20 protein-coding genes are annotated in these 25538 nt (G+C 60.0%); 4 read left to right on the forward strand and 16 right to left on the reverse strand.

Annotated elements, in window-relative coordinates:
• Positions 1-29 precede the first annotated feature (29 nt).
• The 6 genes from EV281_RS21065 to EV281_RS21090 form a co-directional block, all read right to left on the reverse strand.
• Entirely contained in the window at positions 30-1067 is a 1038-nt protein-coding gene (locus EV281_RS21065; protein WP_132655888.1) for an ABC transporter ATP-binding protein, read from the reverse strand.
• Positions 1064-2731 (reverse strand): iron ABC transporter permease, encoded by a 1668-nt coding sequence (locus EV281_RS21070; RefSeq protein WP_132655890.1) that lies wholly within the window; start codon positions 2729-2731, stop codon positions 1064-1066. Before EV281_RS21070 ends, EV281_RS21065 begins: the two co-directional genes overlap by 4 nt.
• A gap of 164 nt (positions 2732-2895) precedes the next feature.
• Positions 2896-3921, reverse strand: a complete 1026-nt coding sequence (locus EV281_RS21075) for an iron ABC transporter substrate-binding protein (RefSeq protein ID WP_132655892.1) — start codon at positions 3919-3921, stop codon at positions 2896-2898.
• A 202-nt stretch (positions 3922-4123) separates the two neighbouring features.
• Positions 4124-5662, reverse strand: coding sequence for an aldehyde dehydrogenase family protein (locus tag EV281_RS21080; RefSeq protein WP_132655894.1), 1539 nt, complete (start codon positions 5660-5662; stop codon positions 4124-4126).
• A gap of 25 nt (positions 5663-5687) precedes the next feature.
• Complete coding sequence (locus tag EV281_RS21085; RefSeq protein WP_132655896.1) at positions 5688-6971, reverse strand: FAD-binding oxidoreductase; 1284 nt, start codon at positions 6969-6971, stop codon at positions 5688-5690.
• 69 nt (positions 6972-7040) lie between these two features.
• Positions 7041-8447, reverse strand: a complete 1407-nt coding sequence (locus tag EV281_RS21090; RefSeq protein ID WP_132655898.1) for a VOC family protein — start codon at positions 8445-8447, stop codon at positions 7041-7043.
• Positions 8448-8549: 102 nt separating this feature from the next.
• Between EV281_RS21090 and EV281_RS21095 the strand changes: the two genes are divergently transcribed.
• The 3 genes from EV281_RS21095 (at position 8550) to EV281_RS21105 (ending at position 11035) form a co-directional block, all read left to right on the forward strand.
• Positions 8550-9458 carry a LysR substrate-binding domain-containing protein gene (locus EV281_RS21095; protein ID WP_132655900.1) on the forward strand — a complete coding sequence of 303 codons (909 nt, stop codon included), beginning with the start codon at positions 8550-8552 and terminating at the stop codon, positions 9456-9458.
• Between the two features lie 70 nt (positions 9459-9528).
• The gene (locus EV281_RS21100) at positions 9529-9765 is read left to right on the forward strand and encodes an Lrp/AsnC ligand binding domain-containing protein (protein ID WP_007825394.1); all 237 of its coding nucleotides are present in this window, start codon (positions 9529-9531) and stop codon (positions 9763-9765) included.
• A gap of 103 nt (positions 9766-9868) precedes the next feature.
• Positions 9869-11035 (forward strand): glycosyltransferase family 4 protein, encoded by a 1167-nt coding sequence (locus EV281_RS21105; protein WP_132655902.1) that lies wholly within the window; start codon positions 9869-9871, stop codon positions 11033-11035.
• Between the two features lie 117 nt (positions 11036-11152).
• Here the strand turns inward: EV281_RS21105 and EV281_RS21110 are convergent, their stop codons facing one another.
• From EV281_RS21110 to epmA, 9 genes are all read right to left on the reverse strand, one after another.
• The gene (locus EV281_RS21110) at positions 11153-14464 is read right to left on the reverse strand and encodes an alpha/beta fold hydrolase (protein WP_132655904.1); all 3312 of its coding nucleotides are present in this window, start codon (positions 14462-14464) and stop codon (positions 11153-11155) included.
• Between the two features lie 87 nt (positions 14465-14551).
• Entirely contained in the window at positions 14552-15730 is a 1179-nt protein-coding gene (locus EV281_RS21115) for a glycosyltransferase family 4 protein (protein WP_132656295.1), read from the reverse strand.
• A gap of 46 nt (positions 15731-15776) precedes the next feature.
• Complete coding sequence (locus tag EV281_RS21120; protein WP_132655906.1) at positions 15777-18251, reverse strand: glycoside hydrolase family 2 protein; 2475 nt, start codon at positions 18249-18251, stop codon at positions 15777-15779.
• 16 nt (positions 18252-18267) lie between these two features.
• Positions 18268-19248, reverse strand: coding sequence for a DUF1839 family protein (locus EV281_RS21125; protein WP_184327745.1), 981 nt, complete (start codon positions 19246-19248; stop codon positions 18268-18270).
• Positions 19239-20147 carry an amino acid--[acyl-carrier-protein] ligase gene (locus tag EV281_RS21130; protein ID WP_132655908.1) on the reverse strand — a complete coding sequence of 303 codons (909 nt, stop codon included), beginning with the start codon at positions 20145-20147 and terminating at the stop codon, positions 19239-19241. The genes EV281_RS21125 and EV281_RS21130 overlap by 10 nt, the downstream gene beginning before the upstream one ends.
• Before the next feature lie 4 nt (positions 20148-20151).
• A complete protein-coding gene (locus EV281_RS21135) occupies positions 20152-21333 on the reverse strand; it encodes an acyl-CoA dehydrogenase family protein (protein WP_132655910.1) in 1182 nt (393 codons plus the stop codon).
• Positions 21333-21584, reverse strand: coding sequence for an acyl carrier protein (locus tag EV281_RS21140; protein ID WP_132655912.1), 252 nt, complete (start codon positions 21582-21584; stop codon positions 21333-21335). The genes EV281_RS21135 and EV281_RS21140 overlap by 1 nt, the downstream gene beginning before the upstream one ends.
• A gap of 265 nt (positions 21585-21849) precedes the next feature.
• Positions 21850-22902: a lysine-2,3-aminomutase-like protein gene (locus EV281_RS21145; protein WP_132655914.1), complete on the reverse strand. Its 1053-nt coding sequence runs from the start codon at positions 22900-22902 to the stop codon at positions 21850-21852.
• Positions 22899-23963 (reverse strand): EF-P lysine aminoacylase EpmA, encoded by a 1065-nt coding sequence (epmA, locus tag EV281_RS21150; protein ID WP_132655916.1) that lies wholly within the window; start codon positions 23961-23963, stop codon positions 22899-22901. Before epmA ends, EV281_RS21145 begins: the two co-directional genes overlap by 4 nt.
• Positions 23964-24112: 149 nt before the next feature.
• Between epmA and efp the strand changes: the two genes are divergently transcribed.
• The gene (gene efp, locus EV281_RS21155; RefSeq protein WP_132655918.1) at positions 24113-24682 is read left to right on the forward strand and encodes an elongation factor P; all 570 of its coding nucleotides are present in this window, start codon (positions 24113-24115) and stop codon (positions 24680-24682) included.
• A 118-nt stretch (positions 24683-24800) separates the two neighbouring features.
• Here the strand turns inward: efp and EV281_RS21160 are convergent, their stop codons facing one another.
• Complete coding sequence (locus EV281_RS21160; RefSeq protein ID WP_132655920.1) at positions 24801-25529, reverse strand: SIS domain-containing protein; 729 nt, start codon at positions 25527-25529, stop codon at positions 24801-24803.
• Between the last annotated feature and the right edge of the window lie 9 nt (positions 25530-25538).

Consider the following 25538-nt stretch of genomic DNA (forward strand, 5'->3'; position numbering starts at 1 on the left):
GTGTTCGAGAAGACGGCAATGCTCTGGATTCATCGGACGAAAACGTGCGCTTTGCCCGCGATATCGAGGCGAACAAGATCGCCTCGCGTCGGCAGCGCCACACTTGACGTCTTGATCAGGATCGGCGGAAGGGCGACAGCCGCGAGCGACACCGCTACCGTGCAGGTTGCTCCGCCAAATTCCACATCCACGACACGCCCGCCATATTTCGCGTTCGCCTCATCAACAACGACGCGGATCTGCTCTGGCCTCAGCATGATTTCCGCCTTGCCCTGATGGGCTCCGTCGACGGGCACGCTGCCGAGCGCGCAATCGGCAAAACCGTTCTTGATGATCGCGGGCAGCATGACTGCATCCCCAAGGAAAAGCGCCGTCTCGCGGTCACGCGGCTTGAGATAAAGCGTTTGCGGCGTGCCGGCCTGCACGAGCTTGCCCTCCCGCAATACCGCAACCTGGTCGGCAAATGACAGGGCCTCGCCTTGATCGTGCGTTACGAGGATTGCCGTGATGCCCGCTGCGTGCAGCACGCGGGCGACTGCCTTGCGCATATTTTCCCTGAGGCCGGTATCCAGGGCCGAAAAAGGCTCGTCGAGCAGCATGAGGCGTGGCCGGCGGCCGAGCGCACGGGCAAGCGCCACGCGCTGCTGCTGGCCACCCGAGAGCTGGTGTGGACGACGCTCCAGCATGCCGCGATCGAGCTCCACCATTTCCAGGAGATCGATGATACGCTTTTGGCGATCCGGCGCGCCGCGCTCGAAACCAAAACCGATATTCTCGGCCACGCTCAGATGCGGAAAGAGCGCGCCATCCTGCGAGACGATGCCAATACCGCGCTTATGAGCGGGGACGCTTGCCGGGCCGTCAGCCAGAACCTCGCCATCCAGCGTCACCCTGCCGACATCAGGCTGCTCGAATCCGGCAATGATGCGCAGCAACGTCGTCTTGCCGGAGCCGGAGGGACCAACGACAGCCGTGCGGCTGCCCGCCTGCACTTCAAGCGAGATATCCTTCAGTGCCTGAACCGGGCCGTAACGCTTGCTGATATTGTCGATCGTAAGCAGCGTCATTGGCCGGCAGTCCGTTTCGATTGGGTATAGAGCATGAGGGTGAGCGGAAACGACAGCACGACCATCATGAAGGCGTAAGGTGCTGCCGAAACATAATCAATCTCGCTGGTCAGCGACCAGAATTTCGTCGCCAGCGTGTCGACGCCATTCGGCGAAAGCATCAGTGTCGCCGTCAATTCGTTGGTGATGCCGAGGGCGGCAAGCGCTACACTCGCAGCAGCACCAGGTGCTGCAAGCCGCATGGTGATCTGCCGCACGGCCTGTCCCGGCGTACGGCCAAGCCCCATTGCCGCCCGCTCGAGCTCGACAGGCGCTTGCGCGATACTGGCGCGCAGACCGACCATGGCACGCGGCAGGAAGAGCAGCACGTAAGCGACAAGCAGCGTCGCGAAGGTCTGGTAGAGCGGCAGGATGAGTCGAACGGTGATAGAAACCAGCGCCAACGCCACGACGACACCCGGCAGTGAGCCGACATAATAATGGCAGGCTTCGAGAATGCGCTGGAACCGACCCGGCGCGCGGACCGAAAGCCACGCCATCGGGGCCGCGGCAATCGTCGTCAGGACCCCGCCAGCGATAGCAAGAACAATCGTCTGCACGAAAGCACTTACGACCTGGATGCGCCAGATGCCGAGCCCGCCGAGATAGAGCCAGCGGCCGAGCGTGATCAGCGGCACGCCAAGCGTCAGCACTGCCAGGATGATCGGCAACACGAGGGCCGGGACCACAAACCAGCCGAGCCGTCGGCGATCGGCTGGACGCGCAGAGCCGGAGCCGACGCGCGCATATCGTTCATTGCCGCGCAGCAGGATTTCGAGGCCGAGCAGGAACAGGCAGCAGGCGACGAGCACGCCGCCGAGCATGTTGGAAGCCGGGCTATTATAGGAAGACTGGAACTGGTCGACGATCGCAGTCGCGAACGTGTCGAAGCGGATCATTACGAACAACCCGTATTCCGATAGCAGGTGCAGCGCGACCAACAATGAACCACCGCAGATAGCCAGGCGAAGCTGCGGCAGGATCGTGCGGAAGAAAACGCGCCACGGATCGAGACCGAGCGAGGCAGCGGCATCCTCGATCGCCGGATCGAGCCGGCGCAACGCCGCCGCGACCGGCAGATACAGGAACGGATAATAGGCAAGAACCGAAATAAAAACGCCGCTCTGGAGCCCGTACATGCCCGGAAGCAGGCTCACCCAGGCATAGGAATGCACGAAGGCCGGCACCGCCAGCGGCGCAATGGCAAGCCACGCCCAGAGCCGCGCAAGCGGGATATCCGTCCGCTCCGTCAGCCAGGCGAGCGTCACAGCCAGCACGATCGACAGCGGAATGGTAATTGATTCCAGGAGAACAGTATTGACGAGAAGCTCGCCGACGCGTGGGCGGAAGACAAGCGTCTTTACCGTCTCCCAGCCGACATCATAGGTCACCCAGGCGATGAAACCGAGCGGAACGAGGCTGAAGATCGCCACAACAGATGCGAGAAGAACGACGGAAGCGTGCGGCATACGCCCGCGCGGCAAAACCATTCGTGCGGCCCCTGGCGCCACCGGCGTGTCATTGCCGGATACGAGCAATCTATTGTTCTGCAGCAAGGCCGATGCCTTCACACGCTGAAAAAGGAAGGCAACCGCCTTTGACGAGCGGTTGCCGGATTTTGTCATGCCCTAAGGTTTTCTTGAGCCAAAAGCAATAGTTTTAGACCGAAGAAGACTGCGGCAGAAAGACTTAAAGCGCACCGCGATCTTTCAGATCGCTTGCCAGGCTTTAAGTCTTTGTTTTACGCTCGCCGTTATCGCAAACCGCGACACAGTTTTGCGCGACAGGCTTAGATGAGGCCGGCTGCCGTCATCAGTTCCACAACCTTCTTGCTGTCGAGGGTCGAAGCTTCAACCTTCGGCGCATTGAGATCGGCCAGCGGAGTGAGCTTGTCGTTGGAGGCAGCGTCCTTGCCGATGGCATATTCATAGGAATCGCCGTTCTTGAGAACGGCCTGGCCGGTCTTGCTGGTGATGTACTTCAGGAAAGCCTGGGCTTCCTTCATGTGCTGCGTGGATTTCAGAATACCGCCGCCCGAAACAGAAACGAAAGCGCCCGGATCCTGGTTCTTGAAATAATGCAGGCCGACATTCTTGCTGTTCTCGCCGGTCTTCGCCTGATCGCCGAACCAGTAATAGTGATAGATGATCGCGCCTTCGACTTCGCCGGCATTGACGGCCTTCATGGCGACGCTATTGCCCTTGTAGGGGGTGGCATTGTTCTTAAGGCCCTTCAGCCAGGCCTTGGTGGCCTCTTCGCCTTTCAATTGCAGGAGGGCGGCAACGATGGCCTGGAAGTCGGCGCCGGCAGGAGCCGCACCCCAGCGGCCCTTCCAGGCCGGATCTGCAAGGTCGAGCATCGACTTCGGCAGCTTGTCTTCCGTCAGCTTCGTCTTGTCATAGGCAAAAACTGTCGTCCGGGCGGCGATGCCGGTCCACATACCGTCGGCGGGGCGATACTGTTCCGGAACTTGGTCCAGCGTATCCTTCTCGATCGGCGCGAACAGGCCGGCACCGTCGACCAGCGTCATAGCCGGCGAATTTTCGGTGAGGAAGACGTCGGCAGGCGAAGCATCACCTTCCTGGATGATCTGATTGGCGAACTGCATGTCGCTGCCCTGACGCATGGTGACCTTGATGCCGGTCTCCTTGGTAAAGGCGTCGATCCATTCGCGGCCGAGGCTTTCGTGCTGGGCATTGTAGACGACGATACCTTCGGACGCCTGCGCATTGGCGCTGCTTGCCAGCGCGGTGGCGGCGAGAAACGAGGCGGCAACCGCGAGCGCGCCGGAAAGACGGTTAAGAGCAATTTTCAAGATGGCCTCCATGATGATGTCACCCAAGCCCCAAGGGCGATGGCAGGCGTATATTTTTGTTGACTGAATATTTCAAGTTTCGCGATCAAAAATAAGTTCACAATATCTTGACTCAATCTTTCATCTTCGGAGGAATAAATTCAAATCTCATAAAAAAAGCGACGCTGGTAAGGCGTCGCCTATTAGATTCCAATGCGTTAGCCTATTCGACGTCGAACTTGACGCCCTGCGCCAACGGCAGGGTCTTTCCATAATTGACAGTATTGGTAGAGCGCCGCATGTAAGCCTTCCAGGCGTCCGAACCCGATTCACGACCGCCGCCCGTTTCCTTCTCGCCGCCGAAGGCACCGCCGATTTCAGCACCGGACGGGCCGATATTGACGTTGGCGATGCCGCAATCGGAACCGCGCGAGGACAAGAAGGTTTCGGCTTCGCGCATATTGTTGGTGAAGATCGAGGACGACAGACCCTGCGGCACGGCATTATGCAGCTCCAGAACGGCGTCGAAATCGCTATACTTGATGACATAGAGGATCGGCGCGAAGGTTTCATGCTCGACCGGACCGGTCTGCTCAGGCATTTCGACGAGTGCCGGGCGCACGTAGAAGGCTTCCGCCGAACCGCTGTCGACGCGCTCACCGCCGACGACAGCGCCGCCGGCAGCCTTTGCCTGCCCGAGCGCCGACTGCATCTTGTCAAAGGCTTGGCCATCGATTAGCGGACCGACCAGCGTGCCGATCTCCAGCGGGTTGCCGATCGTCACCGAGCCATAGGCTTTCTTCAGCCGCGGCACGAGTTGGTCATAGACGCTCTCATGCACGAAGAGACGGCGCAGTGTCGTGCAGCGCTGGCCGGCCGTACCCATGGCCGCGAAAGCAACCCCGCGAAGTGTCAGGTCGAGATCGGCCGTTGGGCAAACGATCGCAGCATTGTTGCCGCCGAGTTCTAGGATCGCACGGGCAAAACGCTGCGATAGGCGCGGACCGACGGCACGGCCCATGGCCGTGGAGCCGGTTGCCGAAACGAGCGGGATCTTCGGATGATCGACCAGCACTTCGCCGATCTCGCGGCCGCCGATCAAAAGCGTCGAGAGATTTGCCGGTGCCTGGCCGCCTTCGGCCACGAACCGCTTCAGCGCTTTTTCGAACAGCGCCTGCACGGCGAGCGCCGTCAGCGGTGTCTTTTCCGAGGGCTTCCAGACTGTGGAATTGCCGCAGACGATGGCAAGAGCCGCATTCCAGGACCAGACGGCAACAGGGAAGTTGAAGGCCGAGATGATGCCGACAGCGCCGAGCGGATGCCAGCTTTCCATCATGCGATGTTCGGCACGTTCGGTCGCGATCGTCAGGCCGTAGAGCTGACGGGAGAGACCGACGGCGAAATCGCAGATATCGATCATCTCCTGCACTTCACCGAGGCCTTCGGAGGTGATCTTGCCGACTTCGATCGAGACAAGCCGGCCAAGCGCCGCCTTGGAGGCGCGAAGCTCTTCGCCGAGCAGGCGGATCAATTCGCCGCGCTTCGGCGCCGGAACGGCCCGCCATTCGAGGAAAGCTTTATGGGCCGCGTCGATCGCGGCCTTGGCATCCCCAACGGAATGCTCTTTCAGCTTGCCGATTTCTTTGCCTGTGATCGGCGAGGTGACGGAAAGCGTACCGCCGGTATAGCTTTTGGCATCTACGCCGAGATCGGCGAGCAGTTTGGCGGTTTCGGTAGCGAGATCGAGGACGGCGATGGTCATTGTCGTGGTTCCAGTCTTGTTGTTCTCAGAAACGGGCATCGGCAAAATGGGCCACCTGAGCGCCGGCTTCGTACCATAGTTCCTTGAGCGCGCGGAAGCTCGGCTCGCGAGGATCGGTCAGCGGCAGAGGCAGTTCTGCCTCAGTCATGCGGCCGAGGATGTGCTCCGCCAATGTGCGGCCAAACACTGTACCGGGCGCAATTCCGCGGCCATTATAGCCGGAAAAGCCGATGACATTGGGAGCGAATTTGTGGAAGCGCGGCAGCGCATTATCGGTCATGCCGATCTGGCCATACCACTCGCATTCGAATTCGACGTCACCGATCTCAGGGAAAAGCCGTTTCAGCGACCGTTTGGCCCACGCCTTGTGGACGGAGAGGCCGGTATTGCGCAGTGCCCCGACGCTGCCGAAAACGAGGCGACCGGCCTGATCCATCCGGAAGGACGAAAGGATTTCCTTCGTATCCCAGACACCCTCGCGATTGGGCAGGATCGATTGGCGGAGATTATGGCCGAGCGGCACGGTGGCAAAATTGAAATAGGGCAGAAAAACCTGCTCGTTGCGCACCTGTTCCCAGGGGCCGATACTGTAGGCGTCAGTTGCGACAATGATCCAGCTCGCGGTCACCTGCCCGCGCGCGGTTTTCACCACCCAGCGGCTACCCTGCCGTTCCGTCGCGATAACCGGGCTCGCCGTGTAGAGCTCGACGCCCGCCTTCTGCGCGGCGTGAGCAAGCCCACGCGCATAGGCAAGCGGCTGCAGTGTGCCGGCGCGCATATCGAGCAGTGATCCGGCATAGGCATTCGTTCCGATGCGTTTCGCGGTCTCGTCTGCGTCAAGCAGCATGACGGGCGCCCCGCGCGCCGACCATTGCTTGTAGCGATCCTCGACTTCCTTCAAGCCATCGGCACCAACGGCACAATGCAGCGTACCCTGCTTTTCGAGTTCGCAGGCGATGCCGTGCTTCTCGATCAGCTCCATCACCAGTCGCGGCGCATTGCCCAGCAGATCGAGCAGCCGCTCGCCGTAGACAGGGCCGAGCACGCCAGGCAGGTCATCGGGCATGACCCACATGCCGGCATTGATCAGCCCGACATTGCGGCCCGCCCCACCAAAGCCGATCTCCTTCGCTTCCAGCAGCACAACGCGCGATCCCGCCTCTGCCAGATGAAGGCTGGAGGAAAGGCCTGTATAGCCACCGCCAACGATGACCACATCGGCCTCTATAGCGCCGGCCAGCGCAGACGTGACGGGCGGCTGAGGAGCAGTCTTTTCCCATAAGCCGTGGGAGCGAGGATCATCGAGCATCGGATAGTCCAGTCAGGATCGAAATCGGTACTCTAGCGCCGCCTCCGCGCTCGCGGAAGCGGTCAAATATCAGGCGACCGTCTTCAACTTGAGGCCGGAGAGGCCGAGTTCTTCCATAGCCATGTCGAGTGAGGCAGCCTGCCGATCGGCATAAAGCACGAGTTCGTCCTGCACATCAGCGCCGAGCGCTTTCTCGAATGCCGCTCGGTTCGAGCGCGTCGCATAATTCTGCTGCTGGTCCGTGCCGAGGTTCGACTGGAAGATACCTGCCGCGCTCACGGGGAGGAAATCCTCATAGATGACAGGATCAAAGCGAAGATAGCCCTTGGCGATCAGAGCGTCCGGATCGGAAGGAAGCTGCCCTCTTGCTGCGATGCCGGCAGGAGTCGCCGAATAGTGGAAGAAAGCGAGTCCGTCGCGCCGCATCTCGTCCCAGCTGTCCGGAAGCGCCCTGAAGCGCTCGGCGAGTTCGGCATCGTAATCGCCGGCCTTGGCGCCGGATGCTCCGACCTGCACTTCACCGCGCACCGACGCAAGCAGCTGATCATAGAGCGCCCGGCCCTTTGCCGTCAGCGCGACACCACGCTGCTCGATCTCGCCGAATCGGGCTGTATGTGTGCCTGACGTGATCCCGGCAACATCAGCAAAGGCAATGGGTTCTTCAAGGGCCTTGAAACTCGTCTGTCTCAGCAGGATATCGCAATTGCGCCGTGGCGGGCCTTCGATGACGGCCTTGGGCGTGATGCCGCGTTCCGGCATGCGGCGCTGCACTTCATCGATATCAAGCGTGCGCGGCGTCAGATGGTTGATATGCGGCCCCTTGAAACTGACGACATCGGCAATGAGCCGATGGGCATCATGCAGGCGCTTGTAGGTCTCGGCACTGACGGTCGCCTCGCCATGCCAGCGGAAGGTTTCCAACGCCTCGGCGACGAATTCCGCCGCTTCCGCTTCCGTCAGTCCACCCGCCTTCTCATGCTGCTCGATAAGTTCGATGGCGTGCGGCGAGTAGATCTGCCGCTTGGCAAGGATATCAGCGGCTTCGGCGCGCAACCCCTCGTCCTCGATCAATTCGAGCCGCAGGAGCGAGGTGAAGACGCGGAACGGATTGACGTTCAACGCCGCTTCATCCACCGGCCGAAAGCAGGTGGAGTGCACGGGAACGCCGGCGACGGAGAGATCATAGTAACCGACGGGCTGCATGCCCATGACGGCAAAGAGCCGGCGGATCGTGAAGAGTTCCTCGGTCGTTCCGAGACGGATCGCACCGTGGCGCTCGACATCAATGCGTTCAAGTTCGCCTGCACGCCGAAGCCGCTCGCTGAGTTCCTGGTCTCTTGCGAGCACTTCGGCGTTGACCTCACCCACAAGCTCGATCAGCGTGCCGTATTGCGGCACCTCCGTCCGGTACATTTGCGACATGGCTTCGGTGAAAAGCGAACGGATACGGTCCGTGGAGACGAAAGCGCCGGGCATGAAGAACTCCGCGTTCATTCCGATTTTGCAGGATGAACTTCTTTACAAGGGCCTTCAAGCGATGAATATCGACGTTTCGGAAACAGCTCATTCTGAAATGGAATGATTATGCTTGCACCAAGGCGCTTTCTGCCCTCGACTGCTCACCTGGCCGCCTTCGAGGCAGTCGCTCGCACAGGCAGCGTAACCTCCGCCGCCCGCGAACTTGACCTCACGCAAAGCGCCGTGAGCCGCCAGATCAAGGCGCTTGAGGAACAGCTCGGCGTCGAGCTCTTCCGTCGCGAACGCCAGACTGTACGTCTTACCCTCGCCGGCGACGCCTACGCCCGCGAAATCCGCGAGGCGCTGCGGCGCATATCCAGCGCCTCCCTGAACCTGCGTGCCAATCCGCACGGAGGTACGTTGAACCTCGCGATCCTGCCGACTTTCGGCACACGCTGGCTGGCGCCGCGGCTTGGCCGTTTCCTCTCAAACAACCCGGGTGTCACGATCAATCTCGTCACCCGACTATCCTCCTTCGATTTCCGCCTCGATTCGATTGATGCCGCCATCCATTTCGGCCATCCGCACTGGCCGGGCGCCGAACTCGCCTTCCTGATGTCGGAGCGCACTCTGCCTGCCTGCAGTCCGGATTTCTTCAAGCGCAATGAGATCACCCGGCCGGAAGATCTGCTGACGGTGCCGCTCCTGCATCTGACAACCCGCCCAGACGCGTGGGAGCGCTGGTTTTCCGATAACGGTGTCGTCTTCGAAAGCGTGCATGGCATGCTGTTCGACCAGTTTGCCACCGCGGCGCAGGCGGCAATCGCAGGCCTCGGCGTCGCCCTGCTTCCGACCTTCCTGATGCAGGAGGAGTTGAAGCGTGGTGATCTTGTCGCGGCCGTCGATCGCGAGATGGAGAGCCGCGAGCGCTATTATCTCGCCTTTCCGCCGGAACGTGCCGACTATGCCCCGCTTGCCGCCTTCCGCGACTGGATCATCTCCGAAGCGGGGTCGGCTTCTGAAACATAAGGAAGGCTTGCATCGCAGCAGCGGTTTCGAGCATTATGCGCGCCATCAGAATTCGATGCAGGAAATTCCCATGAAGCCGATCTTCGTCCAGCTCCAATGCGCCCCCGGCAAAACCTATGAAGTCGCCGACGCCATCTACAAGACCGAACTGGTCTCGGAGCTCTACTCGACGTCAGGCAATTACGATCTGCTGCTCAAGGTCTATATCGAGGAAGGCCAGGATATCGGCAAATTCATCAACGACAACATCGCCAATATCCCCGGCATCGTCCGTTCGCTGACGACCTTGACCTTCAAGGCGTTCTGAAGCGATTAACCCTCTTGCTAATAAAGGCTGCAGCGGCGCGCCTTCATAAACCACCCCTTAAGTACGGACATGGCTGATAATACCCACAAAAAACAGGTGGGAAATGTCCGTCTCCACAATAGAGACCTTTGAGAACAAGGCGCAACCGCAAGCCGCACCCATTATCGTGCACGTCGTCCGGCAGTTCCTGCCGAACCGCGGCGGGCTGGAGGATGTGGTCGCCAATCTGGCTCGCCAGACGTTGAAACGAGGATATCGGGTTCGCGTTGTCACGCTCGATTCGCTCTTCACAGCTCCACAAAACAAGCTTCCAGCACACGAAACCATCGACAGTATCGAGGTCGTCCGGATCCCCTGGTCCGGCACCAGCCGCTATCCGGTCGCGCCACAGGTCTTTCGCCATATCGGCGATGCCGACCTCATCCACGTCCATGCCATCGACTTTTTCTACGATGCGCTCGCCTGGGGCAGCTTCCTGCACCGCAAGCCCATGGTGGTCACGACGCATGGCGGCTTCTTCCACACCAAGAAATTCCTGATCATCAAGAAGATCTGGTTCAGTACGCTGACACGGCTGTCGGCAATGGCTTATCGACAGGTCGTATGCTGCAGCGCTTCCGATCTCAGCCAGTTTATACGGATCGCTCCGGACGGCATCACCATCGAAAACGGCGCCGATATCGGCAAATTTGCCGATATCGCTTCGCGCACGCCTAAGCGGCGTATCGTCACGATCGGCCGTTTTTCGGTAAACAAGCGGCTCGATCACCTGCTGGATGCCGGGGTCGCACTAAACAGACGCAATCCGGAATGGCACCTCGACATTATCGGTGCCGAGTCTGATCTCAATGGAGCCGATCTCCGGCGGGAGATCGCTGCAAGAGCGCTGGAGAAATCAGTCACACTCACGATCTCGCCGGATAACCAGACGATCCGCGATATCATCGCCAAGGCATCTCTCTTCGCTTCCGCTTCGGAATATGAGGGCTTCGGCCTCGTCGCGCTGGAAGCAATGAGTGCCGGCCTGCAGCCGGTCCTGAATTCCAACGAAGCCTATCGTTCGCTGGCTGCACGGCATAAGGCGATCATCCTCACCGACTTCACAAAGCCGGAAGCCGCCGCGGATGCGATCGAAGAAGCCTTCCGAAAAACCGCCACTGAGGGAGCCGCGCTGCGCAAGAACCTCATGGAGGCCGCCGACGCCTATTCCTGGGATACCGTCGCAGAGCGCTATATCGACCTCTACCGGTCCATCGGCATCAGCGCTTAAAGCATTTCCGTTCTTCCTCGAACAACGGAAATGCTCCATCCATTTGTTTTTACACCACTCCAGCCGTAGAGACACTATACGCTTTGGCTGGAGTTGCTCTGGAAGATCAGGAAGTTCTCAAGCCTTCGCCAGCCGGACGATTTCGTCCAGCACCAGCTTGCGCGATTCCGGCGGTGTCAGATTGTGATCGGCATCCTGCAGCATCACCAACCGCACGTTCGGGTGCCGTGCAAACTTGTGCCCGCGCGGACCAAAGTGGAAATACATGTGGTCGAGACCGACATCGCCTTCGCTATAGATCAGCGTCAGCGGCACTTTCCGCTTGCCGAGCGCGGCGAAAGAGCGGCGCACCTGCCGCGCAATATGGCGGCGACCTGGGAGGAGTTCGACGAGCGGCGCGATGCGCGGCGAAAGCCGGCGGCCGACCGCGATGAAGATGTTCTGCAGCGCCGCGAAGACGTCGACCTCGCCGCGGAACAGCCGCTTGACCGTGTCGAGCCGCATCATCCGCTGACCATAATCATCGACGCTGCGCGGAACGGAGACGACATGCTCGCGCCGCACCGGCTTCTCCGGATCCCAGTAGTAGACGAAAGGATTGATGGAAACGATCGCCTTTAGCCGCTCATCCTCGATACCTGCGCGCAGCGCCACATAACCGCCGCTGCAGCGCCCCGCGACCATGATCGGACCGGCGGCGAATTCTTCCAGGAGATCGAGCGAGGCAAGCGCATCTTCGGTCTGCGTCGCGGAATAGAGAACCTGCTCCGGTGCATCCGGCCGCGGAACGCTGTCACCGACATTGGCGGAATCGAAACGCAGCGAAACAACGCCCTGACGCGCCAACTCGCGCGCCATGTCAACAGTCGTACGACCCCAACCGGCATGCCGATCATAGGCGGTCGACATGAAGAGAACGGCATTCCCCTTGATCTCACCCTGCGGCCGGCTAATGACGCCGATGAGATGCTGGAAGGCGCCGAAGCGAACCGGGATTTCCTCGAATCCGTCACCCACGAGCAGCTGATTTTCGATCGATTGCGGTGAGTGATCGGCAGATGCTGCAAGTGTCGTCGTTTCGACGAGCCATTCGGTCAGTAGCTTCACGACCGCCATCGGCGTCCTGGCGAAAAGCGGATTGGTGACCAGCTCGTCATAACCTTCGAAAACACGCTGCTCGACATTGCCGCCGAGTGCCTTCAATTCGTCAGCAAAGGCCGTATCGTCGACGCGAACCGGCCGTTCGAGAATGAGGTAGTTTGGCGCCGCCAGGTCCTGTGGCGAACTGATCTTGAGTTTGCCGATCTCTGCAGCGATCTCATCCGGCAGGGTCAGGCCGGCAATCTGCACCTGCGCATTTGGCACATGCTCCTCGCCGAGGCCCAAATCGGCATGGATGATCCGCGACCACATATTGATCTCGCGAAGATGCGCCCTGCCACTCAAGACCGGTGCGAGCAAGACGACACTGTCGACGCCCTCGATCGTGTGGCCGGTCAGATGAGCAAGCGTGCCGCCGAGACCCTGGCCGATGAGGATGATTTGCGAGCAACCGCTGAGAGCCTTCAGCTTTGCAGCTGCCGCGCGAATGGAGTTCTTCCAGATTTCCAGGCTCGGTGCCCGGTCTCCGAAATCCAGGGCGTCGCCCGTGCCGGTATAGTCAAAACGCAGGCTCGGGACGCCAATGTCGGAAAAATGCTCCGCCGCGACACGATAGAATTTTCGCGTGCACATTTCCTCAAAGCCCCAGGGGCTGACGAAGAGAACTGCAGCCGAGCGTTTCGCGACATCAGGCTTTTCCGGCATGAAGAGGCCGATCGCATCGTCGAAGGCGAGAGGAAGAGCAGCAGCACGGCCGGCGCCTTCTGCCGGCTCACGCGAGAATTCCTCGTTCTCAAGCTTTTTCACGTCTCCTTCGGGCGCAGGCGCGGCGATGAAATTGACCGCGCGTCTTGCGGAACCCTGCAGCAGGGAAGGCATCTTATCAAGGATCGAACGCAGCACCTGAATATCCTCCGCCGGAACGGCTCGAAAGACCTTCAGCGCTGCAAAATAGGTGAATGTGCCTGCGATAATTGCGAGGACAAGGCCAATCGGCCCGTGAATAAGGTCGAGCACGACAATCGCGCCGCAAGCGCAGAACACTGCGGCAACAGTAATCTTTGTAAGGCTGAGATAAAGGCCCGAAAGTTGAGCTCCGAATCCGGTTTGTCTGACCATCATTACCGACATCGCAACAAATACGGCTATGCGCACAAGCGCGGCACCTTCGGCGGCCAGACTAGGTACGATGAGTAAACAACCCACTACCATGAGGAGGCCACCTATCACACTGATTTTCAACCTTACATTGGCTTTCTCGATGGAAAGCAGGTATAGGCTGAGAACCTGCATGAAGGTGTAGGCCGGGGCGACGAGTGCAAGCAGGGCAACGACCCCGCCGCTTCGGTCGAAGGCCTCGCCAAAGACCACATGCACCAATTCGCTGGAGATCGCAGCCAGCCCGAGGCTCATGGGCAACACGATATAGGCCATGCTGCGGATAACAGCGGTGAAGGCTTCAACCGGAAATTTCGAGTCGGCGCTGGTATGCCGCCGCTCCGAATAATAGGGCAGCAGGCTGCCGCTCATCTGGATCGGGAGCTGCAGCGCGATATTGGCGATCGACAGGCCCGCCGCATAAAAGCCGACCATTTCCACCGACCAGAACTGCTGCAGGAACAACAGTTCGATACGGTTGAGAAAGATCGAATCGATGATGAACTGCATCGACAGGATCACGGAAGAAGAGGCCAGGTATTTGAGCGAGACGCCGCAGCGATCACGCCGAGCAAAAAGAATTGGCAAGGTTGCAACGAAAAGTACGAGCTGTCCGAGCGCATAGCCGACAAGCACACCTTCCACCCCGTAGAAGACGGCGCCGATCGCCACGCCCGCAAGCTGGAAGATCGACACAATCAACGTCAACCGAAAGAATGTGTCGAGCCGCTTTTCGCCGATGAGGTAGAATTTGACGAAGGAGCCGATCGCCTGAATGAAAAAGAGAATGCCAGTCACGAGCGCCACCGATGGCGCGGTGTCCGCCCAGTGCATCTCCTCCGAAGTCAGGAAGAACATTGCGTAGAGCCCGAGCAGCACCAGCGTGGAACAGACCATGAAGGTGACAAGGATCGAGGCAAATCCCCTGCGCCGTTCGAGGTTGTAGCCCTGTGCCGAAAGCTGCGGGAGCGTCTTCAAAAGGGTGATACTGGAGCCAAGTTCGGCAATCGAGGCGCCGGTGACGACGAGCCATAACGAGAAGGCAACGATACCGTTGGCCTCTGGCCCGAGCAGGCGTGCGGTTATGATCGAGGACACGAACCCCGTCACCAGAAGCAGCATGCCCGCCGCTGCATTCATCACTGAATTTGCAATTATGCCCTTCGACATCCGTCCATCCGCCAGAAGCCGCGCCGCGGCCGAGAACAAGCCATCTCTAAAGTGAAACCGTTAAAATAAGGGGCTGGCACTCTCGGCTCAGCTCGCCTGCATCGCGGAGAGGCGCAAAAGCGCCTTGTCATAGCTGTGCTCTGCGAGATGGCGCAGCAGATAGTCACGAGCCCCTTCCGCTTTCCGCTTTGCGGCCTCGCGATCGGAATAGATGCCCTTAAGAAGCGCTGCGGCTGCCACGGGCGAAGGATCGGCCCAGACGGCATCCTTGAGATCGGCAAATTCTGGATGGTCATCGACCACGGGGATGAGCAAGGGCTCGACCAGCCAGGTATTGTCAGGGTCGCAGAAATCAGCCGTGCCCGACCATGCGGTGGAGACAACAGGCGTGCGATGCATGATCGCTTCCGCGACTGTCAGGCCGAACCCTTCCGAACGGTGCAGCGAAAGATAGACGTTGGACTCTTTGATAATGCCGTTGATCTCAGAGCTCGCCAGATTGTCGGTAATGACCCTGATATTCCGATCGCCTTCGACGGATTGCATGAGCCTGCGAAGCGCTTCATCGCGAGCCGGGCTGCCGCTCGCCTTCATCAGCAGGAAGGCATCGGGGCATTCGGCACTGAACTGCCTGAAGGCTTCGATAGCCGCCTGCGGATTCTTGCGGTTGATCGACGAGCCGCCGCTGAAGATGAAAGACACTAGGAAGGCTTCCTCGGCAATCCCGAATTTCTGCCGGATACCCTCGGCCGCCGGCCGCTCGGACACCGGATGCGGCACGACGATGACGGGAGCCGAGGTAAGCGGCGCGATCGCCCGCCGAGTGAATTCCGAGGGTACGAGGATGGCGTTCATATAGTGCATGGCATTGCGCCATTCGGCGGGCACCACTTCGAGCTCCCAAGCCCAGTAGCCGATATTGAAGGCGCGGGCAAAATTGCCGAGACCCATCTTCAGGATCGCGCGCGGCAGCATCGGCGGATTGAGGTGCCATATCCGGCTTCCCGGCTGACCGTCGGAAGCGAGCGCCGGCGCCCATTCCACTAGCTTGCCCTCGTCAGGATGCGTGCTGACATCGGCAAGCATGATCTGCCGGCCTGCCTTGGAAAGTGCAACGGCACAAAGCCGAGCGGATTCTCCTACACCCGCCACCATCGATAGATAGCCGACGACTTCGACCGGCCTGCCAGGATTGAAGGCATGCCGTGATTTGACGATGAGACGCTGCAGCAGATGCCCGCGCACACTCCGATAGACGCCTCGCAACGCTTCTTCTGCCTGCACTCGTATCGTCATCGCCGCTCTCTAGTCCTCATAACGAGAAGCGCCGCGAGCTGCCGACGCTTCTGATTACGCCCGTGGGCAACGCATCGGCGTCCGTGCTCGAAGCCGCGATCAACTTCACCCGCTTGGCGGGACCTGGCGCCAGATGGAACCAGTCCTCTTCTGCGCGATAGCCTTCGACATCGATATGCACAGACTGGGCGAGCTTGTCGGACACAAGCGTCATGAACCAATCGTCGCCCTCGCGAATGAAAGATGCCTCGATCGTCGCATCGTGGAAGGCCTTCGCCCGCCCGCGCGGAAAGTGGAAAGCCTGCGCCAGCAATGCACCATCCATGGCCGATCGCAGCCATGCGACGCTCACGTCATGCGACGGCGCGCCGAAACGGAACGCATAAGTCGCATCGAAGAAGCCACCAAAGAGATCGGTGCAAGCAATGCGCTCCACACTCCTCGGTCCGAGATTGAAAGCCTTGCTGCCGCTTGCCACCTGCTGGCGCCCATCGCGCAGGCAGGCGACGTCGAGTTCCAGTGCAATGACCTTGTCCGTTTCGTTGATGATATGGACATAGAGACCGTTCGTGCCTTCATCGGTAAAGACTGCCTGAACCGGCCGGAAGGCGCGTCGCATCGCGTGCCAAACCGGCTTTGGTTCACCGGTAGAATCGATGACACCCCAACCGGCACCCGGCAAAAGATCTTGCAGGGTCCAGACGAGCGCGCCGTTGCAGGAGGATCCCTTGCGACGCCACTCGGCAAATGTCTCTTCTAGAACCTCGCCGGTCACGGCACGCGAGAGGTCGAGATAACGTTCGGGGTCTTCGCGGCGGAGCTTGGCCGGATCGAGATCGTAAAGAAGCCCTAGATAGAAGTCTCTGACGTCCTCGAAATCCCAGGAAGCGCCGCGATCGCGCGGCACGCGCTCTTTCCAGAGCGGATTGTGAACTGACGGGACGTCGAGATGCCGCTGCAATGTCCGCTGCTGCGGCACATGCGCAAAGGCGAGGCTCTCAGCCGCAAAGCGCAATTCGGCACGACGCGCATCATCAAGAGGCCGCATATAGGCGCCGACGCCGTAGTAATGTGTAACACCGGCATTGGGTGAAAAAGGCATGGCGCCGCCATAGGGGGAGTTCGGCACATAGGGCACATCGGGACGCATGCGCTGGCAGATCGCCGGGATGATCTCGTCCGTGATGGGCCCGCTCCAGAAATCTGCCGGCAGGCCGAACATCGCCGCCTGCTGGTGAATTTCGCTACCGCCGCAAAGCACGGTTAGCGAAGGCGAAAGTTGCACGCCATGCAGGAACTCTTCGATCTCAGCATGTACATGGCCGACAAAGGCCTTGTCGTTCTTCGGATAATCGAAATTCGCGAACATAAAGTCCTGCCAGACCATCAGTCCCAGTTCATCGCAAAGTTCGAAGAATTCGGGTGTCTCATAAGCCATGGTCCCGCCGATGCGGATCATGTTCATGCCGGCCTCGGCAGCCAATCGCAGAAAAGGCTCATAATCCGCCCGCTCGCCCGGCAGGCGCACGATATCGGCCGTCGTCCAGACGGCCCCGCGGCAGAAGATCCGCTCACCGTTGACGACAAGTGCGAAATCATTGCCATCAGCGCCGTGGTCGGCCTCGATCCGCCGGAAACCGGTCTTGCCGATAGAGTGCTCTTCGCCATCGAGAATCAACGTCACGTCATACAGATGCGGCGTACCATGCGTATGCGGCCACCACGCCTCGATATCCGGCAGTTTGAGAATTGCCGAATAATGTCGCTCGCCGATCTTCTCAAATCCCTGTTCGACGCCAGCGCAACGCAGCGCCATGACCGGCTCTTCGCCATCAGTATGGAGTGAGACACTGAGCCGTCCCGCGCCGTTTTCATCCAGCGCGGCGCGGACCGAGACATTGTCGATCGAGGCCACACCTCGCCGCACCAGCGAGATCGAACGCCATGGCCCAATTGCATGAATTTCCGGGCACCAGCCGGGCATATGTCCGAGCAGAGTCGCGCGGACATTCTTGAGGCCCTGTGGCGTGATCATCTGCGGTCGCCAGCGGGCACGTGGTCCCGGTTCGGTAAGGTGCGGCCCGAGCGCCCGGAAACAGAGCGCCAATTCGTCGCCGCCCGTCAAGGTCACCGGAATCTCATGCGCGGTGAACATGCTCTCGGAAAACAGGATTTCCTGGCCGTTCAGGAAGACATGGCAGATCGTCGCCAGCCCCCGAAAGCGTAGGATCGCCTCACCCGGCTCCACATCAAAGAGGCGGGTCAGATACCAGGCGTCCTTGGTGTTCAGGGCCTGTGGATTTTCCCGGTCGAAAAGATCAGCTCGTTCGAGCGCGCCAGCAACCGTGCCCGGAACGGGCGCCGGAATGAACTGCGCAGAAAGATGGATATCGTGCGGTGTCGCGCAGGCGTCAGGCTCCGTCAGAACCAGATTCCAGCCTTCGGAAAGCAGGCTTTCCTCAGCCCCGATACTTGCCAACCGCCCCCGCATGGTCAGATCTCCGGCTTCAGGCTCGCCCTGCGAGCGATGCCATCATCGAATCCCATGCATCGGCAGCTGGATCAAGAGCTGCTTTCAACGGCTCGAACTTGCGGCGGGTGACAGCGCGGGCAAGCTGGAACTGGACCGACTTCGCCACTTCCGAGATCCGACGCGCCTCTTCGACCGCCGCGGTAAATTCACCGGTCGAAAGCCAGCTCAGATGATCGGCCGCGAGTTCGAAGTTCGCCCCGACCTGCCGCAGCGTGTTGAACGCATATTTATGGAAGAAGCCAAAAGGCCTGTCGGCCACCGCTTCGACCTGAAGCGGGAAGACTTCCGCAAAGGCACGGATCGGATTGGCACTTGGACGGCGACCGAAATGGAAGCCGAGCAGCCGGCGGGAAACTTCGCGCAGATACGCCTCGCCGACAGGGCTCTTCGGGAATTTGGCAAACTCCGTATAGGGCAGGAACGGCGCGTCCTCATCCGCCAAATGGGACTGGAACAGCCCCTCGAAGTCCTCGCCCTCAACGCGGAAATAGCCGGCGTTGTGGAAATAGTCGACGCGCTTGCCCGCGAAATCCAAGCGGTTGATCGCAACCGTGGTCTTGCCGTGCTCCTGCCGGTAGGCAGTGCCGCGCGTATCCGGCATGTAGAAGGAATCCATCTCGATGAGGCAAAGCCGCCCGCGGGCGATCTGCACCTCGACATGCCGCTCAATGCGATCATAGATCGCCAGTTCGGTGGCGCGGATGCCATAGAGCGCTTCGAGATCTTCCAACGGCACCTTGAAGAAGGTGAACTGGTCGCCCTCGAAATCCTGTGTCAGCGTGAAACCCAGCATGGCCTCCGGCGCAACGCCAAAGGTCGACAGCACCTCGATCCAGAGGTCGATATAACAATTGGTCTCTGGCCACATGCGCTCGCCGGAATGCAGCGCATGTTGTTTGTAGGTATCAGGATCGATACCCGCAAAGACCGATGTCATGGAATCGCTCAGCCCCACAGCACTTTCCGCACGTTTGCCGGCCATGTTTCAACATCAAGGCCGTGAGTATGAAAGAGCGCGAGCGCGATGCGCTCCAGGCCGAAACCGACGCAGGCCGTATGGGCCACGCTGCCATCTTCGAGATTCAGGCCCCATTTCAAGCCGAAGGAATCCTGATGGTAGTTGAAGCTCATGCAAGCCGTCGGTTTTGCTGCCGACGTGATCGGGATCAGCAGTTCGAACTTCAGGTTCTGGTCACGCTGGTTGTTGACCATCATCTTGCCGGCGCGGCCGAAGAACGGATCGTTGGCGACGTCGATGGTCACATCGAGGCCGACCTGCTTCATCATTTCCACACCGCGATCCATCCAGCTCTGACGGAAATCGCTAACATGCTGCTCGGTACCCATGCAGACATATTCGCGCATGCGGAAGAGCTGCTGGCGGGCCGGATCCTTGGAGGGCTCATGGCGGAAGCAATAGGATTGAAGATCGAAGAGGCCGCCCTTGGCCGGCAGGTTGCCGCGCTTGGCAACGGTCGGATAGAGCGGATAGCAGGCCGCCGGCGTCAGCACGATATCGGTTGCTTCCTGACCTTTGGTCCAGTCCTCGCCGACTTCCATACACTGCAGCAGGCTCATATGGTCGAGCTCGCTGCCGCAGAAGCTGTGCACCGTGCCGGCAAGCTGCGGAAAGCTCTTCATGTAGCCGCTCTTTTCGAAGAGCGCGCGGTTCATGCCGGGCGGGAAACGCATCGCCTCGGCGCCGTCGGCGCCGCCGAATTTGTCGATCAGCCGTTCGAAGGCGGCGATCACGTCTTCGAACTGGCCGCTGCGACCATAAAGGCCGTCAACACCCGTATCGATCAGCAGGCCGGACTCGAAGAGCCGGTCCAGAAACGATGTCTGCATATCCATGACTTTACCCCAGTAGGCTAGTGTCCTGCTTATGGACGAGGAGCATGCTCGACGTATTGCCGAGGATGCGGTCGTTCGAGATCATGAGCTGCGCGGAATGGGCATCGCGCAGATGGCGACCGAGGCTGAAGGGCGTACCGTTCTTGTAGCCCATGATGCCGCAGATCAGCATGGCATGATTGACGATTTCCAGGATCGTCTCCGAGGAGGCGATCTTCACGTTGTTCATCGCCACCGCAAAGCCCATCGAGGAGAGCTTGTCGCCATCAGCCTTCGCACCTTCATAGGCCTTGAGGCCTGCAACGACGTTCGATTTCACCATCTGCAGGAGGTTGGAAACCTCTGCGAGGCGAAGTGCTCCGGGCGGTGTGGCATCGGGAGATTTGCGAGCGGCAGCGCGCACGAATGCCTGCGCACGGGAAACGGCATCGACCGCGATGCCATACCAGACACCGCTCCAGAGCAGATGCGAGGACGCGAGCATCGATTGTGCAGCGATTTCAGCGAAAGGCTTCGGCAGGATCTGTACGGCCGGCGCTTCGCCCTTGAAGAGAAAACCGTCGGAGCAGGTGCCGCGCATGCCAAGCGTGTTCCAGGCATGCGTCTTTTCGAGCGTGTACTGATCCCTGAGGAAAGCGGTCAATACCTGGTCGGAAGAGGCGGCCTGCGGATGGCTGCGCGAGGTAATGAGGATGGCATCGGCATGCGAGCCGTAGGAAATGACGGTCGCGTCCTTTTCCAGCCGGCAGGTATCGCCATCGATTTCAATCGCGCAAATGCTGTTGCGCAGGTTGCCGCCTATGCCGCCCTCGGTGGTGGCGGAGGCGATCAGGAGTTGTTCGGCGACGATCCGACGCATGAAGGCACTATGCCATTCGCTGTCGGCGCCATGCTCGACGAGGCTCGAAAGCTTGATCTGATGCATAGCAAAGACCATCGCGCTTGCCGCGCAGGCCTGGCCGAGCATCGAGCACAATTCGGCAATATCGGTGGTGGAAGCAGCCTCGCCACCAAGGTGACGGGGAATCTGGATGCCGAGCAGGCGCTCGGCCTTCATCGCGTCCACGGCTTCCTGCGGGAACCGGCCTTCGAAATCGACGGCATCCGCATGTTTTGCCGCAATTTCGGCGACGCGGGCAGCCCTTGCGACAAGGCTGTCTTCCGTGATCTTGACCGGGAAGTTCATCAGGCGACCTTTCGGCTATCCCGGATGAGATCGACAGTCTTGGCGATTGCCGAGATGCTCGCGAAGGACTTGCGGTTCAGGAGATTGTCGGGGAATTCGATGTCGAACGCCTCTTCGATGCCGAGCATGAGCTGCACAGAGGCGAAGGACGTCAGACCCGCAGCGTAGAGATCCGCATCATCGGCAATCTGATCAACCGGAACAGGAAGCTTACCGAACTTGGTCACGAGGTCGCGGATTGTCTTGTTCATCCCATTCACTCCAGATTTTTAGTGATCCTGAGCCGGCGTTCATTGCCGTTTCATGGGAGTGCTTTTAGTAGGGAAAACAGAACATTCCGCTAATGTAATTAGTTAAATATGACCAAGACTCATACTTTGCATTTTACGAATTATACCAGCGCGACGCCTGATACTTGATTTCTATCAACAGCTTGAAGCAGGCTGAGAAAACCGGCCGCAAATGGCTAGCGCGGTGTCGAGTGCAGAAATGGCACGCTGAGCGCACGCTTTTGCGTTAACTGGCGGGTGGATAGGAATGTTCGCTGCCGCGATAGTCCGAAATCGAATAACACCCCTCACCGGTTGCCCTGACTGCGCTCTCGCCGATCACCGCCTTCCCGTAGCCGCCGGGAATATCGAGAATATAGGTAGGCTGGCAAAGGCCGGAGATGCGGCCGCGAAGCGAGGCGACGATCTTTTGTCCTTCGTCTATAGACAGACGGAAATGGCTGGTGCCGGGCGCAAGATCGGGATGATGCAGATAATAGGGCTTCACGCGCGTCTCGACGAAGGCCCGCATCAGTTCTGCCAGCACATCAGGATCATCATTGACGCCCCGCAGAAGCACCGACTGGCTGACCATTACGATTCCGGCATCCACGAGGCGGGCGCAGGCCGCCCGTGCTTCCGCCGTCAGTTCACGTGGATGGTTGGCGTGGAGCGCGACATAAACAGTCTTGCCGCTCGCTTTCAGCGCCGCGATCAGATCCGCATCGATCTTCTGCGGATCGACGACAGGCACCCGCGTATGAAAACGCACGATCTTCACATGCTCGATCGTTGCAAGTTGGCCGAGAATTTCGCCAAGGCGACGTGGCGAAAGCACCAGTGGATCGCCGCCGGTCAAGATGACCTCCCAGATCTCTTCGTGCTCGCTTATGTAGTCGAAGGCTCCAGACAGCGCCGCCGGATCGAGCGTACCGAGCCCCTGCGGCCCGACCATTTCGCGTCGGAAACAGAAGCGGCAATAGACGGGGCACACATGCACCGCCTTCAACAGCACGCGGTCCGGGTAGCGATGCACGATGCCTTCGACGGGACTATGGGCGTGATCGCCGATAGGATCGGCCCGCTCTTCGGCCGTCACGACAAGCTCTGCAGCATTGGGCACGAATTGCCGGGCAATCGGATCGGCCGGATCGGAATGATCGATCAGCCTCGCGATAGTTGGCGTCAATGCGATGGCATAGCGCGCGGCAACCTCATCGAGCGCCGGTCGCTCGGCTTCTTCGATCACTCCGGCCCCGACGAGATCGTCGACGTTCTTGATTGGACGTAGGACGTTCACCGGCCATACTCCGCAACCGGCGCCCAGAGCACCTGATCGATCCGTGTCGCACCTGTCGCCAGCATCACCAGCCGGTCGAAGCCGAGTGCAATGCCGCTCGCTTCCGGCATGATGGCGAGCGCTGCCAGGAAATCCTCATCTAGGGGATAGGCTTCGCCATAGACCCGCATCTTCTCCACCATCTCGATCTCGAAGCGGCGGCGCTGTTCGGTGGCATTGGTCAGTTCCCCGAAACCGTTGGCGAGCTCGACGCCGCAGGCATAGAGCTCGAAGCGTTCAGCCACGCGCGGGTCCTGCGCCGAAGGCCGTGCGAGCGCTGCTTCGGAAACCGGATATTCGTCGAGTATGGTGACGCGGCCGAAGCCCAGATGCGGTTCGACCTTCTCCACCAGCACCCGGCTGAAGAGATCCGCCCAATGATCGTCATCGGCGACACGCATGCCGACCCGCCGCATTTCGGCGGCCAGGTGCTCGCGATCCGTAGAGCCGTCGGCGTAAACCGATCCCAGAAGATCGATGCCGGCATGGCGGCTGAAAGCCTCGGCAACGCTTATCCGTTCCGGCCCGGCGAAGGGGTCGCACTCGGTGCCGCGATAGACGAGCTTCGCCGTCTTTACCGTTTCGGCAGCGAGCGCCAGCATCCGCACGCAGTCCATCATCAGGCTCGCATAGCTTTCGGCCGCCCGGTACCACTCGAGCATGGTGAATTCTGGATGGTGCAGCGGCCCGCGCTCGCGGTTGCGATAGACATGTGCAAAGCAGGCAATGCGCTGCTCGCCGGCCGCCAGCAGCTTCTTGCAGGCAAATTCCGGCGACGTATGCAGGTAAAAAGGCGCCGCTTGACCGTCCGTCGTCAGCGCCTGTGTGGCAAAGGCATGCAGATGCGCCTCGTTGCCCGGTGATACCTGCAACGTGGCTGTATCGACCTCGATGAAGTCCTCGCGCGCAAAGTACCCGCGCAGCGCCGCCTGGATCGCATTGCGCCCCATAAGGAAGGGACGGCGATCGGCATGCACTGATGGTGTCCACCAGGGAGACGCTTTGGCGCTCGTGAGGGTCATTCAACGCTTTCCTTGCCGGATTCGGCCGGAATGGGGTGGCTATTTCCGCGATTTTAGGTTAGTGCGCCCACGAAGAAAAACATTTTGCGTCTTCAGGGCCATTCCGACAGTCCTCTACGACGCCGAAAGCCGACTTACAAGGAAGTCTTATGGTCAAGATCATCGCCTCTTCCGTCCGCAAGGGCAACGTTCTCGAGGTTGACGGCAAACTTTACGTCGTTCTCACTGCACAGAATTTCCACCCTGGCAAGGGCACGCCGGTCACCCAGGTCGACATGCGCCGCATCGTCGATGGCGTGAAGGTTTCCGAGCGTTGGCGCACGACCGAGCAGGTCGAGCGCGCCTTCGTCGAAGACGTGAACTTCCAGTATCTCTATGAAGACGGCGAAGGCTTCCACTTCATGAACCCGGCAACCTACGATCAGGTGGTCGTCAGCGCCGAAACCATGGGCGACCAGAAGGCCTATCTCCAGGAAGGCATGACCTGCGTCCTGTCGATCCACGAAGGCGTTCCACTGGCACTCGAACTGCCGCGCCACGTTACGCTGGAGATCGTTGAGACCGAGCCGGTCGTCAAGGGCCAGACGGCATCCTCATCCTATAAGCCGGCCATCCTCTCCAACGGCATCCGCACCTCGGTCCCGCCGCATATCGATGCCGGTACCCGCGTCGTCATCGCGACCGAGGACAATTCCTACGTCGAGCGCGCCAAGGACTGATCGCATCGGTTTCCAGACATTCGAACGGCCTGAAGCACCCGCTTCGGGCCGTTTTCGTTTGGCACCAGGGATGATGAAGCGACGCGATTAGACCGGCAAAATGCCGGCCTCTTTTGCGCTAAAGGTGGGGATTGCGCGGTCGGTACTTCTTGACCAGCCTCTGGTTGATTTCCGCAGCACCTGGCATATTGGCACTGAGATAGACAGGCGCATCACCAGATTTGGAAAGCTCGGAAGCGACTTCCGCAAAAATGGCGTTGATCACAGTCACGCCGACGGCCGTTGAAACAGGCCCAACCCGAAGCCCCGTTCCGTCAAGGTCGAGAACGGCATCACCCGGCGGCAAGCCGTTGTCCAATACCACGTCAGCGACATCGGCCAACCGCCGACGGCCATTGGCGATCGCCGTCGAATAGGCAATGGACGTGATGGCGATGACTTTTGCGCCGATCTCGCGCGCAAAATCGGCCGCTTCGATTGGCGCGGCGTTCACGCCGGAATTGGAGGCGATAATGATGACATCGCCCGGCTGCATGCCGTAACGCTCCAGCACCGGCCGCACCAGGCCCTGGGTACGTTCATAGACCGAGCTGATGACCGCGCCCTCGTGCAGCATGGCCGAACCGACGAGGACCGGCACCGTAAAGGCAAGCCCGCCAGCGCGATAATGTACCTCTTCCGCCAACATATGCGAATGGCCGGTGCCGAAGACGTAGACGCGCTTGTCGCCACGAGCCGCCTCCAGGATCGCCTTCGCTGCCCGCGCCATCGGTTCGGCAAGTGCCTGCTTCAGATTGTCCAGCCGACCGATGAGATTGGAGAAATAGGCATCCGTGATTGCAGTCATCCGCTGCTC

It is taken from the genome of Rhizobium sp. BK418 (genome assembly GCF_004341105.1).
In the GTDB taxonomy this organism is placed as follows: Bacteria; Pseudomonadota; Alphaproteobacteria; order Rhizobiales; family Rhizobiaceae; genus Rhizobium.